The 12,023-nt window shown below is 72.4% G+C and carries 13 protein-coding genes; 5 read left to right on the top strand and 8 right to left on the bottom strand.

Translation table 11 applies throughout. From position 1 onward, the window contains the following. Positions 1-80: 80 nt before the first annotated feature. Together cysK and epsC are read left to right on the top strand one after the other, a co-directional pair. Positions 81-1,019, top strand: coding sequence for a cysteine synthase A (cysK, locus tag AEQ27_RS08470; protein ID WP_054146250.1), 939 nt, complete (start codon positions 81-83; stop codon positions 1,017-1,019). A 1-nt stretch (position 1,020) separates the two neighbouring features. Further along, positions 1,021-1,575, top strand: a complete 555-nt coding sequence (gene epsC / locus AEQ27_RS08475) for a serine O-acetyltransferase EpsC (protein ID WP_054146251.1) — start codon at positions 1,021-1,023, stop codon at positions 1,573-1,575. A gap of 7 nt (positions 1,576-1,582) precedes the next feature. Here the strand turns inward: epsC and AEQ27_RS08480 are convergent, their stop codons facing one another. The 3 genes from AEQ27_RS08480 to AEQ27_RS08490 are packed head-to-tail and all read right to left on the bottom strand — an operon-like array spanning position 1,583 to position 3,346. Continuing rightward, on the bottom strand, positions 1,583-1,996 hold the full coding sequence (locus AEQ27_RS08480; protein WP_054146252.1) for a hypothetical protein: 414 nt from the start codon (positions 1,994-1,996) through the stop codon (positions 1,583-1,585). Next, complete coding sequence (locus tag AEQ27_RS08485; RefSeq protein WP_152970245.1) at positions 1,969-2,370, bottom strand: hypothetical protein; 402 nt, start codon at positions 2,368-2,370, stop codon at positions 1,969-1,971. The genes AEQ27_RS08480 and AEQ27_RS08485 overlap by 28 nt, the downstream gene beginning before the upstream one ends. A 34-nt stretch (positions 2,371-2,404) precedes the next feature. Further along, positions 2,405-3,346 carry an ABC transporter ATP-binding protein gene (locus AEQ27_RS08490; RefSeq protein ID WP_082383374.1) on the bottom strand — a complete coding sequence of 314 codons (942 nt, stop codon included), beginning with the start codon at positions 3,344-3,346 and terminating at the stop codon, positions 2,405-2,407. Between the two features lie 131 nt (positions 3,347-3,477). Between AEQ27_RS08490 and AEQ27_RS08495 the strand changes: the two genes are divergently transcribed. After that, positions 3,478-4,641 (top strand): sensor histidine kinase, encoded by a 1,164-nt coding sequence (locus AEQ27_RS08495; protein ID WP_082383368.1) that lies wholly within the window; start codon positions 3,478-3,480, stop codon positions 4,639-4,641. Then, on the top strand, positions 4,638-5,240 hold the full coding sequence (locus AEQ27_RS08500) for a response regulator transcription factor (protein ID WP_054146255.1): 603 nt from the start codon (positions 4,638-4,640) through the stop codon (positions 5,238-5,240). Before AEQ27_RS08495 ends, AEQ27_RS08500 begins: the two co-directional genes overlap by 4 nt. A gap of 18 nt (positions 5,241-5,258) precedes the next feature. Here AEQ27_RS08500 and AEQ27_RS08505 read toward each other — a convergent pair whose 3' ends face one another. The 4 genes from AEQ27_RS08505 to AEQ27_RS08520 all read right to left on the bottom strand — a co-directional run bounded on the left by AEQ27_RS08505 (position 5,259) and on the right by AEQ27_RS08520 (position 9,415). Continuing rightward, positions 5,259-6,428 carry an acyltransferase gene (locus tag AEQ27_RS08505; RefSeq protein ID WP_054146256.1) on the bottom strand — a complete coding sequence of 390 codons (1,170 nt, stop codon included), beginning with the start codon at positions 6,426-6,428 and terminating at the stop codon, positions 5,259-5,261. Positions 6,429-6,524: 96 nt separating this feature from the next. Next, entirely contained in the window at positions 6,525-8,039 is a 1,515-nt protein-coding gene (locus tag AEQ27_RS08510) for an MFS transporter (protein WP_054146257.1), read from the bottom strand. 239 nt (positions 8,040-8,278) lie between these two features. After that, entirely contained in the window at positions 8,279-8,635 is a 357-nt protein-coding gene (locus AEQ27_RS08515) for a PRC-barrel domain-containing protein (protein WP_054146258.1), read from the bottom strand. A 72-nt stretch (positions 8,636-8,707) separates the two neighbouring features. Further along, the gene (locus AEQ27_RS08520; protein WP_054146291.1) at positions 8,708-9,415 is read right to left on the bottom strand and encodes an MOSC domain-containing protein; all 708 of its coding nucleotides are present in this window, start codon (positions 9,413-9,415) and stop codon (positions 8,708-8,710) included. A 154-nt stretch (positions 9,416-9,569) separates the two neighbouring features. Between AEQ27_RS08520 and AEQ27_RS08525 the strand changes: the two genes are divergently transcribed. After that, positions 9,570-11,018 (top strand): exonuclease domain-containing protein, encoded by a 1,449-nt coding sequence (locus AEQ27_RS08525; protein WP_054146259.1) that lies wholly within the window; start codon positions 9,570-9,572, stop codon positions 11,016-11,018. A gap of 284 nt (positions 11,019-11,302) precedes the next feature. On the opposite strand, the gene AEQ27_RS08530 is transcribed toward AEQ27_RS08525, so the two are convergent. Beyond that, the gene (locus tag AEQ27_RS08530) at positions 11,303-12,016 is read right to left on the bottom strand and encodes a GAF and ANTAR domain-containing protein (protein ID WP_054146260.1); all 714 of its coding nucleotides are present in this window, start codon (positions 12,014-12,016) and stop codon (positions 11,303-11,305) included. Positions 12,017-12,023 lie beyond the last annotated feature (7 nt).

Consider the following 12,023-nt stretch of genomic DNA (forward strand, 5'->3'; position numbering starts at 1 on the left):
CAGGGGGACGGCGCAGGGGGGCTGCCTAAGATGAGCATCGATCCGTCCGCACAGACCCCGTTCACGGAAGAGACCCGCGCATGCCCGGAATCCACGCCGACATCACCTCGGCCTTCGGCAACACCCCGCTCGTCAAGCTCAACTCGCTGCCCGCCGAGGGCGGTGCCGAGGTGCTGGCCAAGCTCGAGTTCTACAACCCGGGTGCCAGCGTGAAGGACCGCCTCGGCGTCGCCATCGTCGACGCGGCCGAGGCGTCCGGCGACCTGAAGCCCGGCGGGACGATCGTCGAGGGCTCGAGCGGCAACACCGGCATCTCGCTGGCCCTGGTCGGCGCCGCCCGCGGCTACCAGGTGATCGTCACAATGCCCGAGACGATGAGCGTCGAACGACGCACCGTCATGAAGGCCTACGGCGCGAAGATCGTCCTGACCCCCGGTCCCGAGGGCATGAAGGGCGCCGTCGAGCGAGCGAAGCAGATCGCGGCCGAGACCGAGAACGCGATCTGGGCGCAGCAGTTCGAGACCCGGGCCAACGCCGAGATCCACCGCCGCACGACCGCGCCCGAGATCCTGCGCGACACCGACGGGAAGATCGACTTCTTCGTCGCGGGCGTCGGCACCGGCGGCACGATCACGGGCGTCGGGCAGGTGCTGCACGAGAAGGTTCCCGGCGTGAAGGTCGTCGCCGTCGAGCCCGCCGACTCGCCCTTGCTGAGCGAGGGCAAGGCCGGGCCGCACAAGATCCAGGGCATCGGGGCGAACTTCGTGCCCGAGGTGCTCGACCGCTCGCAGATCGACGAGGTCTTCCCCGTCCAGCTCGACGACGCCCTGCGCGTCGCGCGCGACCTCGCCACGAGAGAGGGCATCCTCTCGGGCATCTCGTCCGGCGCGATCATCCATGCCGCACTCGAGATCGCCAAGCGGCCCGAGAACGCCGGCAAGCGCATCGTCGCGATCGTCTGCGACACCGGGGAGCGCTACCTGTCGACGGTGCTCTTCCAGGACCTCGCGGACGCCTAGGGTGCAGCTGGTCGCCCGCCTCCGCGAAGACCTCGACACCGTCCGGAGGCGCGACCCGGCTGCCCGAGGACGCCTCGAGACCGCTCTGGTCTACTCGGGCCTGCACGCGGTGTGGGCGCACCGCGTGACCTCGCGACTGTGGCGTGCGGGGCCGGCACCGCGCCTCCTCGGGTCACGGTTCGCCGCGCGGCTGCTCTCGCAGGTCGCGCGGTCGCTGACCGGCGTCGAGATCCACCCCGGGGCGCGCCTCGGGGCCCGCCTCTTCATCGACCACGGCATGGGCGTCGTGATCGGCGAGACGGCGGTGGTCGGTGACGACTGCACGATCTTCCCCGGCGTGACCCTCGGGGGCAAGGGACGAGGAGGCGCGCTCGGCCGCCGGCCCCCCACCGTCGGTGACGGCGTGATGATCGGTGCCGGGGCCGCCGTGCTCGGCGGCGTCACCGTGGGCAGCGGCAGCGTCGTCGGGGCCAACGCCGTCGTGACGAAGGACGTCCCGCCCGGGTCCGTCGCGGTGGGCGTGCCCGCGATCGCCCGGCCGCGCGCCGAGGCCTGAGCCCACCTCAGTGGCGAGGTTCCCAGCGGAACAGTCGCATCCCCGCGACGACGGCCAGCGCGGCCCAGACCAGCGTGGGGGCGAGCAGCACCGGGACGACCGACAGGTCGCCGCCGTTCCAGGCGAGGACGGCGAGTTCCATGAGTCCGCCACCGGGCAGCAGACGCTTCAGCCAGAGCAGGTCGTCGGCGCCGGTGATCGTCCACCAGATGGCGACGCCGAGCGTGACCATGAAGATCGGCATGGTCGTGTACTGGGCGTGCTCGGGTGAGGTGCTGAAGCCGGCCGTCGCGAACGCGAATCCGGCGAACATGATCTCGGCGATGACCACGGCGGTGATCACCAACACCGGGCTGACCGGTGGTTCGCGCACGGCGAGGATGCCGAGCACGATCACGATCTGCGCCAGGCTGACCGCCATGGCGGGGGCACGAGTCCCGCGGTGATCCCGGTGTCGCTCACCGAACCGCTGCGCAGCCGCTTCAGGTAGAGCGACTGTCGACGGGCCGCCAGCGTCGTCGTCGCGGTGATGTAGACCCCGAGGCCCACCATGCCCACGATCTGTACGCCCGCGAGCATGCCGCCCGTGCCGTAGAGGTCGAACAGGAAGGTGCCGGCTCCGAACGCGAGGGGCAAGAGCAGGGCCGAGAGCGCGACGGTGCGGTTGCGCACGAGCATGCGCAGCTCGGCGACGCCGATGGCGACGGGACCCGACCTGTTCGAGGCGGAGGAAGACGTGCCGACGGGTCCGGTCGGCCCCGTCGAGGCGGGGGAGGCGGTGGTCACGGAAGTCATGAGGGGTCCTTTCGAGGACGGCGGATCGAGGGGGTCAGGAGGCACGGCTGAGGTCGCGGAACACGTCGTCGAGTCCCGACTCGTGCACGGTGAAGCGGGCCAGGGTGTGGTCGGCGTCAGCCGCCCAGCGCAGCAGCGTCGCGACGTCGCGCTGGGCGTCGTCGGTCTCGACGACCACGAGATCGTTCTCGGTGCGGGTGATCGGCAACGGGAGGTCGTCGATCGCGGCAGGGGCGACGAACCGGATGCTCGTCGTGCTCCCGGCCGTCAGGTCGGCGACCCTGCCCTCGCGGCGGATCGTGCCCGCGTGCATCAGGCCGATGCGGTCGGCGTTCTCGGCCGCCTCCTCGAGGTAGTGGGTCGTCAGGACGAAGGTGACCCCCGCCTCCCGCAGTTCGGCGACGACGGCCCAGAGCTCGTCGCGGGCCGACGGGTCGAGGCCGGTCGTCGGCTCGTCGAGGAAGACCAGCTCGGGGGTGCCCCAGACCGCGGCCGCGAAGTCGACGCGACGGCGCTCGCCGCCCGACAGCTGGGCGACCCGGGCCCGGGCCTCGTGGTCGATGCCGACCAGGCCGAGCACCCGGTCGACGTCGTCGTCGCGGCCCGAGACGGCGCCCGCGAGCCGCACGCTCTCGCGCACGGTCAGTTCGGGGGCGAGGCCGGAGTCCTGCAGCATCATGCCGATGCGGGGGCGCGTCCGGCGGCGGTCGGTCGGGTCGCTGCCCAACACCCGCACGGTGCCGCCGGTGGCCTCTCGATGGCCCTCGAGCACCTCGAGGGTCGTGGTCTTGCCGGCTCCGTTGGTACCGAGCAGCGCGTAGAGCTCGCCCCGGCGCACCGTGAGATCGACGCCGTCGACCGCGGTGAACGACCCGTACGAGCAGGTGAGGCCCCGTGCCGAGATCACGGTGTCGGCCTCGTCGGCCGGGTGACGGGTGACGGCCGGGCGGGGCGTGGTGTCGATGGAGTTCGTCATGGCTCCGACGATCTCGCGTCCGGCGCCGCCGTCGTAGTGCCACGGCGCCACCAGTTCGACGTGACATCGGTCACGCACAGGCGTGACATCGGGCGGGTCCGTCCGCGCGGACGCTCCGTTAGCGTGGGGTCATGTCCCGCCGCACGCTGACCGCTCGTACCGCGAGCCTCGTCACGGGCTCCCGACTCCCACCACTGGCACGCATGCGGCGCTACGTGACCTGGTCGTTCGTCGGGTTGGCAGCGTTCTACACGGTGGTCTTCGGCGCGATGCTGATCGCCGAGGGGGCGTCACCGGTGCTCGTGGTCGTCGTCGGCGTCGTGGGCGCGCTGGTCACGGCCCAGTCGTTCTTCTGGGAGCGTCGAGGCCCGTGGTGGCTCACCGTCACCACCCTGGCCGCTTCGTACGGTCTCTGGCTGACGGTGCCCTTCGGCGAGCAGAACCCCGTGGTGTTGTTCTTCTTCGGGATCACGCTCGGCTACGCCACCACGACGGCGCCGCTCGCCGCCCCGCGGTGGCTGGTCGTCGGCCTCGTGCTCGCCCTGGTGCCGATCGTGCTCACCTCGACCGACGATCTGCGCGCGGCGGTGGCCCAGCTCGTGGCCGTCGCGATCGCCGTGCTCGCGATGTACGGCGTCTGTCGGCTCAACCGGTACGCCTTCGACCTCTACCTCGAGATCGACCTCGCCCGCGAGACGCAGTCCGAGCTCGCCGTGATGCAGGAGCGCTACCGCTTCTCGGTCGATCTCCACGACATCCAGGGGCAGGCCCTGCACGTCAGCCGCCTGCAGCTGCAGCTGGCCGACAAGACGCTCGACCGCGACCCCGTCGCCGCGCGCCAGCACCTCCGCGAGGCCGAGCAGTTGATCGTGCAGACCATCGCCGAGACCCGCCGTCTGGCCTACGGCGAACGCACCCTCACGCTCGCCGGCGAACTGGCCAACTCGACCGAGCTCATCCGCGCTGCGGGCATCGAGCTCGAGGTCACGGGCGTCCCTCCCGTCGGGCACCCGGCCGACGACCTGTTCGGTCACGTCGTGCGCGAGGCCACCACGAACCTGCTGCGGCACGCCCAGGCCGAACGGGTCACCATCGTGCTCGGCCCCGAGTCGGTCCAGGTGGTCAACGACGGCGCGGCCGAACCGATGCGAGGGCTCAGCGGCCTGGCCCGCCTCGGCGAACGGTTCGGCGAGGTCGGTGGCACCGTGACCACCCGGCAGGTCGACGGTGAGTTCCGCGTCGAGGCCCGCGCGGCCGGGACACCCGCTGCGGCGCTGCGTGGGGGTGCGGCGTGATCCGGGTGCTGCTCGCCGACGACGAGACCCTGCTCCGCCGGTCGATCGCCGCCCTGCTCGACCTGAGCGACACCGTCGAGGTCGTCGCCCAGGCCGCCGACGGCACCGAGGCGGTGGCGCTCGCAGCCCTGCACCAGCCCGACGTGGTGCTGCTCGACCTCGAGATGCCCGGCATGGACGGCATCGACGCGGCGATCGCCATCCTGGGCGGACGACCCGACCAGGCGGTCGTGCTGCTGACCCGTCACGGTCGCCCGGGCGTGCTCCGGCGGGCCCTCCGAGCCGGGGTGCGAGGATTCCTGCCGAAGTCGGTCGACCCCGACGAACTCGAGAGGGGGATCGTGCAGGGGCACGGCGGCCGGCGCTACATCGACGCCGACATCTCGGCGTCGGCGATGATGGACGACTGCCCGCTGACCGAGCGCGGGCTCGACACGCTGCGCCTGACGACCGACGGGTTCTCGGTCCGCGAGATCAGCGCCCGGCTGCACCTCGCCTCCGGCACGGTGCGCAACTACCTGTCGTCGGCCATGCAGAAGACCGGCAGCTCGTCGCGTCACACCGCCGCCCGGGTCGCGCGCGAACGCGGCTGGCTCTGACGCCGGGTCCGTCGAGCGTCAGGCGTTCGTGAGCTCGCGGTCGCGCGCGACGGACGAGGAGGCGCGGCGCGGCTCCCGGGGCTCGAAGCGCCCCTTGAGCTTCAGGGCGGGCTTCTCCACGACGTGGTGCGAGAGCACCGACGTGCCGATCGCCGCCGCGAGCACGAGGACGACGCCGAGGGCACCCTGGACGTACGGCTCGAGGAGCGCGATGAAGACGACGTGCCAGAGGTAGAGCGGGTACGAGACGGCCCGTCCGAACCAGGCGACCGGGGCGAGGGACAGCACCCAGGCGACCGGCGACGACGCCGTGACGAGCCCGCCGATCAACAGCATCGAGGCGAGGCCCACCGCGGGCAGCGCGACCGCGAAGGTCACGACGCTCTGCTGCCAGCCCGATCCGATGGCGAACAACGAGCCCACGACCCCGGCGAGCCCGAGCCAGGTGGCCAGCGCGCCCCATCGGCCAGCCAGGGCGGCCCGCACGCGGTCGGACCGCAGGACGATCGCCAGCACGCAGCCCATCAACAGGGGGGCCACGTTGAGGACGGGGCTGAAGTAGACGTCGGGCGTCGCGCTGCCCGAGGGACGGTCGTACAGGAACCAGGTCGCGACGGCCGAGGCGACGACGACGACCGAGAGTCCGGCGACCAGGGCCTTGCGCTTGACCGCGACGGCGAGCAGCAGGACGAGCACCGGCGGCCAGACGAGGTAGAACTGCTCTTCCATCGACAGGCTCCACATCGGGGCGAAGACGCCCTGCGAGGTGTCGAAGAAGGCCCGGGCGATGTTGCCCGAGTAGGTCAGGGCGATGACGGCGGCCCCGACGGGGCCGAGCGTCGAGCCCTGGTAGTCGCCGACGAGCCACCACAGCGAGACTCCGACCACGACGACGGCGAGCAACGTCGGGTACAGCCGGAGCAGGCGACGGACCCAGAACCGGCCGAGCCGGATGCGTCCCGTCGAGGCGTGCTCGCGCAGCAGCAGGGTGGTGATCAGGTAGCCCGACAGCACGAAGAACACGTTGACGCCCACGAACCCGCTGCCGAAACCCGGCACGTGCAGGTGGTACAGCACGACGAGCGCGATGGCCAGGGTGCGCAGGCCGTCGAGCGGCAGGACCCGGTCTCGACGGGTGGTCGAGACGGGGCGGACGGTCGGCTCTGTGGTCGGCAGGGCTGAGGGCATCGTTGCAGTGTGCCTCACGTTTCTTGGTGCCGCCCGAACGAGGAGGCCGGGTTCGCATCCCGGCCCCACCCGCTCGTGGGCGGCATCAGGAGGGCGCTACCCGCGCTGCTGCGGGACGCGACGCGGCAGGGCGAACACCAGCACGAACGAGGCCAGGGCGAAGATCGCGCTCACGAGCATGGCGTGGGCTGCTGCGTCGGTGAACCCGGTGGCGACGTCGGCCGGCGTCCGACCCGAGATGGTCAGCGTCCCGAAGAGCACGCTGCCGATGATCGCGATGCCGACGGCCGAGCCGATGCGCTGGATGGCCGAGATGACGGCGCTGGCCGAGCCGGCGTCCTGCCGGTCGACCGTCGCCACGATGAACTGCACGTTCGGCGCGATGAAGAAGCCGTTGCCGAGGCCGGCGAGCAGCAGCGGCACCAGCAGCATCCAGTTGGTCAGGTCGGAGGCGTCGACCGTCACGAGCACGAGCCACATCCAGGTGAGGCCGACGGTGACGAGCGCCGTGCCGAGGATCAGCACGCCGCGCCCGAGCCGGGCCGCGATGCGGTTGCTCTGCGACGAGCTGATGATGCTGCCGACCGCGAACGGGATCGCCACGGCGCCCGAGGCCAGTGCGCTGTGGCCGAGTCCGGACTGCCAGAGCAGCGAGATCGTGAAGAAGATGCTGGTGAAGGCCGCGAAGTAGACGAGCGCGAGCACGACGCCCCCGGTGAACGACGGGTGGGCGAAGAGCTTCGGCGGGACGAGGGGGGGCTTGCCGCGCTTCGGGTACGCGACCTCCCACAGCCCGAACAGGGCGAGCAGCACGACACCGGCGGCGATGGTCAGGTAGGTCCACAACGGCCAGCCCTCGTCCTGCCCCTGGATCAGCGGCACGAGCAGGGCGACGAAGGCGCCCGAGACCAGCACGAGGCCGATCCAGTCGAGCCCGCGGTCGGGGCGGGGCACCGATTCGTCGCGCTTGGGCAGCAGTACCGCGGCGGCGATCAGGGTGATGATGCCGAACGGCAGGTTGACGTAGAACACGAGACGCCAGCCGTTCTCGTCGCCGAACGCCTGGATGATCAGACCGCCGATGATCGGGCCGAGCGCCGACGAGACGCCGATGACGGCACCCATGATGGCGAAGGCCTTGCCGCGCGAGCGACCGGGGAACAGCAACTGGATGAACGCCGTCACGGCGGGCACGAAGATTCCGCCGGCCAGTCCCTGCACGACGCGGAACACGACGAGCTGGGTGTCGTCCTGGGCGAGGCCACAGGCGAGCGAGGCGAGCGTGAAGAGCAGCACGCCCGTGAAGTAGACCCACTTGTGGCCGATGCGGTCGCCGATGCGTCCGGCGGGGATCAGCGCGAGGCCGAAGGCGAGCGCGTACCCCGAGATGATCCACGACAGGGTCGACTCCGAGGCGTCGAGCGTCGTGCGGATCGTCGGCAGGGCGACGTTGACGATCGTCGTGTCGAGCAGGGCGATGAACATGCCGAGCAGCAGGGCGACGAGGGCGTACCAGGCGTGACGCGGCACGCCGGCGGGCTGGCCGGGGCCGGGCCGGGGGGAGGACGCCGAGGAGGCGCGGGTCGAGGGGGCGGCGGAGGCGTCGGTCATGGGGGAGCCTTTCGGGCAGCGGCACGGGCCGTGAGGCGAGGCGAGGGGTGTGGGGCGGCACGGGGCCGGAGCGCGTGACGGCGGCGTCGGGGCGAGCGCGGGACGCAGGAGGCGCTGGTCACCGACCAGCGCCTCCTGATTTTTGCACGTTCTGCACTCGAGTGCGCACCGCCGTCACCACGGACGCCGAAGGGCCCCGCCGACTCGGCGGGACCCTTCGGGCGGAGACGGTGCCGCGGTCAGCGGCGGCCGAGGCGGCGGTCGCCTGCGGCACCGGTCTGGTACACGAGGCCGTAGTGCTCGAACACGGCGGGCTCGCGGGCGGCCTCGAGCTCGCCGTCGGTCTCGATCGGCGGGGCGCCCGTGACGAGCTTCTTGGCGAACTGCACCGTGAGGTGCGTGGGGGCGACGACCGCGCCCTGCAGCGGGACGAAGACCAGGCGCGAGCGGCCGAGCAGGCCGGCCGTCACCGTGGCGAAGGCGGGCTGGTCGGCGGCGGTGTCGAAGTAGATGCTCTCGAGCGAGCCGACCTTGTCGCCGTCGGGGTCGACGACGGGCATGCCGATCCAGTCGCGGATGTTCTCGGCTTCGAACATGGGGTGCCTCCTCTGGCGCGGGCCCCGTCCGGGCCCTCGTCGTCGAGGGGAGTGGAGCGCGTCCCCCCGCGCTCAGGCGGGGACGCGCCCTCGCAGGGCCTTCTCGGCGAAGCCCCGGACCTCGTCGGTGAGCCTCAGGCGATCGGGCCCGTCGACGGCCGCGAGCAGGGCCTCGGCCCGGTCCGGATCGAGCCCGGTGAAGGCCTCTCCGATCGTCACCCCGTGCGACGGGCGCGACAGCACGGTCACCGGGTCACCGGCCTCGACGGGCCCCGCCTTCACCACCCGCAGGTACGTGCCGGGACGCCCTTCGGCGAAGAACCGCTTGACCCACTGCGTCTCGCCGAGCCGCCGGGCGAACGTGCCGCACGGGATGCGCGGCTTGGTGACCTCGCGCACGAGGGTCTCGCCCACGGCCCAGCGCCCGCCGATCACGGCGCCGGCGACGTCGATGCCCGACGTCCGCAGGTTCTCGCCGAACAGCCCCGGCGTCACCTCGCGTCCGAGCAGGTCGGCGAAATGGGACGCGTCCTCGTCGGCAAAGACGTACACCGCTTGGTCGAGGCCGCCGTGGTGCTTGCGGTCGGCCTGGACGTCCGCGCGGAGGCCGAGCGGGCGCACGTGCACGGGCCCGTCGACGGGGCGCTTGTCGATCGCGGTCACGCCGATCGTGCCCGAGTCGGGCAGCAGGGCGGACACCCGGCAGACGGCCGTGACGGAGGCGCTCGGAGCCGTGACGGAGGCGGTCGCGGCGGGGACGGGGGCGGGGGGGGCGGTCATGCCCACCATCGGGGGGGCCGGGGCGACCGCCGGGAAGCGCCGCCCGCGCCTCCTGAGCCCGCGTCCCCCGACCGCCCCACGACGGGTGTCACCCGATTGCGGGCTGGCTGCCCATCGGGCAGCCTGCCAGGCTCGGCGCGACGAAAGGGATGACATGGTTCACGGCGGCTACGCGGTCATCGACGTCGAGACGACCGGTCTCTGGCCCGGGCGGCACCACCGGGTCATCGAGATCGGCATCGTGCACCTCGACGCCCACGGTGAGGTCGAGGCATCGTTCGAGACCGTCGTCGACCCCTCGCGCGACCTCGGACCCATCCACGTGCACGGCCTCCGAAGCGCCGACGTGCGCGGCGCGCCCCGGTTCGAGCACATCGTCGACGGGCTCTGCGACCGTCTGCGCGGACGGGTCGCCGTCGCGCACAACGCCCGCTTCGAGGCGCAGTTCCTCGCCGCCGAGTTCGCGCGCCTCGGACTGGTCTCGCCGCTCGGGCCCGACGGTGCGGGCGCCCTCTGCACGATGAAGCTCGCCCCCACGTACCTGCCCGGTAGCGGTCGGACGCTCGCCGACTGCTGCGCGGCCCTCGACGTCGACCTCTCCGTCGCCCACGAGTCCCTGGCGGACGCGACCGCGACGGCCCGCCTGCTGTCCGCGTACCTGCGCATGGGCGACGCCCAGTCGGGCTGGTGGCAGGACTGGGGCCGCTACGCCGCCCTGCAGCAGTGGCCGACCGCCGAGACCCCGCGGACCACCCCGCACCCCGGGTTCGCAGGAGGCGCGGGCGGCGCCGACGACGGAGGCCACGGTCCCGGCCGCGCGGCCTGGCGGTCCCGGCGCCGCGTCGCCCGGGTGCCCGAGCTCACGCCCGCACCCCCGGCGCCCGTCGAGCCGAGGTTCCTCGAGCGGGCGACCGAACTGCTGCCCCGACTCGACCTCGGTCGTCGGCAGGACCAGTACGCGGCCATGCTCGACAAGGCCTTGTCCCACGGGTACCTGTCGACGGCCGAGGGGGGCAACCTCACGACCCTCGCCGCCCCACCCGACCTCGACGAGCCGTCGCGGGTCGTGCTGCACGACCGCTACTTCGCCTCGCTCGGCTCGACCGTGTGGGCGCACGACGTGCCCGCCGAGGACGAGCGTCGGCAGGTGGAGGCGGTGGCCGAGATGCTCGGCATCGCCCCGCACCGACGCGGCGCGGCCCTCGTGCCGTCGGTGCTCGAGCGCGCACCCCGTCCGGCGGACGACGACGAGCTCGACGAGTTCGAGGTCATCGAGGGACTCGACGAGTCCCTCGGGGCTGCGTCCGGGCCCCGGCCGCCGCCCCACGCCCGCCCCGACGTCGGTCCGCTGGCGCCCGGCGCGCACGTCGCGCTCACGGGATCGCTCAGTCAGGGGCGGGACGCACTGGCGCGCACGCTCGAACGGGCCGGACTGGTGGTCTGGCCGGCGGTCACGACCGAGACGTCCCTGGTCGTCGCGGCGGACGTCGCCTGTCCGTCGGGCAAGGTGCGGAAGGCCCTGCGCTACGGCGTCCCCGTGGTCGACGAGACGCAGCTGCCGTTCGTGCTGGCCCGTTCGCGGCGTTCGCGCACCGCGGCCTGACGCCTGGGCTCGCGCACTTCGGCTCGATGCTCGGGAGCCACGAGACCCTTCCTAGAGGGCGGGATCGTCCTCGAGATGGTCTTCGGTGTCGAGTGACGGCCACCCGGGTAGCTGGTCGGTGGCTGTCTCGTCGAGCGGGTTGCGGGGCATCGGTTCCATCGGATCAGGGTTCACGGGGGGCTCCAGTCTGGCCGCCTCCGCGAGGTGCGAGAGGAGGGCGACCGGGGTCTGGGGCTGCCGGGGCCCACCGTACGCGCCTCGGGGGGCTGCGCCTAGCGCATCGGTCAGACGGTCAGGCGCTGCGCCACGACGTCGGCCGCGACCTCGACCAACGGGAGGCGGTTCGCCCGGGCGTACCGCCGGATGCGCTGGAACGCCTCGTCCATGTCGACGGACTGCGTGTACGACACGACGCCCTTGGCCTGCTCGATCACGATGCGACTGTCGAGGGCCCGCTGCAACTGGTCCCTCGTGGAGTCGATCTCGCGAAGCGCGCGCTCCTGCAGGATGCTGATCGTCGCGACGTCGGCCAGCGCCTGGGCGGCCGTCGCGTCGTCCTCGTTCAGGACGCCGGTCGTGTCGCGGAAGAGGTTGAGCGAGCCCAACGTCTGGTCGCGAAGCCGCAGGGGGATGGCGTGCACCGAGCCGTAGCCCGAGGCGCGTGCGAGGGCGGCGAAGACGGGCCAGCGCTCGTCGATCTCGCCGAGGTCGGGGACCGAGACGACCGAGCCCGTCGTGTACGACTCGACGCAGGGGCCCTCGCCGGCACGGAGTTGCAGCAGCCCGAGGAGCTTGCTGCGTTCGTTGGTCGAGGCGATCACCTCGAGCTCGCCGGTCGAACCGGCGAGGATGATGCCGGCGTCGGCGGCGTCGAAGAGGGCCGTGGCGCGCTCGACGAGCATCTGCAACACGTCGATGGTGTCGAAGCCGGTCACGAGCGAGTCCGCGAGCGTGACGAACGTCTGCAGGAGCTGGGTCTCTCTGTCGCGGTCGGTCACGGGCGTC

This window comes from Frigoribacterium sp. RIT-PI-h (assembly GCF_001297205.1).
In the GTDB taxonomy this organism is placed as follows: domain Bacteria; phylum Actinomycetota; class Actinomycetes; order Actinomycetales; family Microbacteriaceae; genus Frigoribacterium.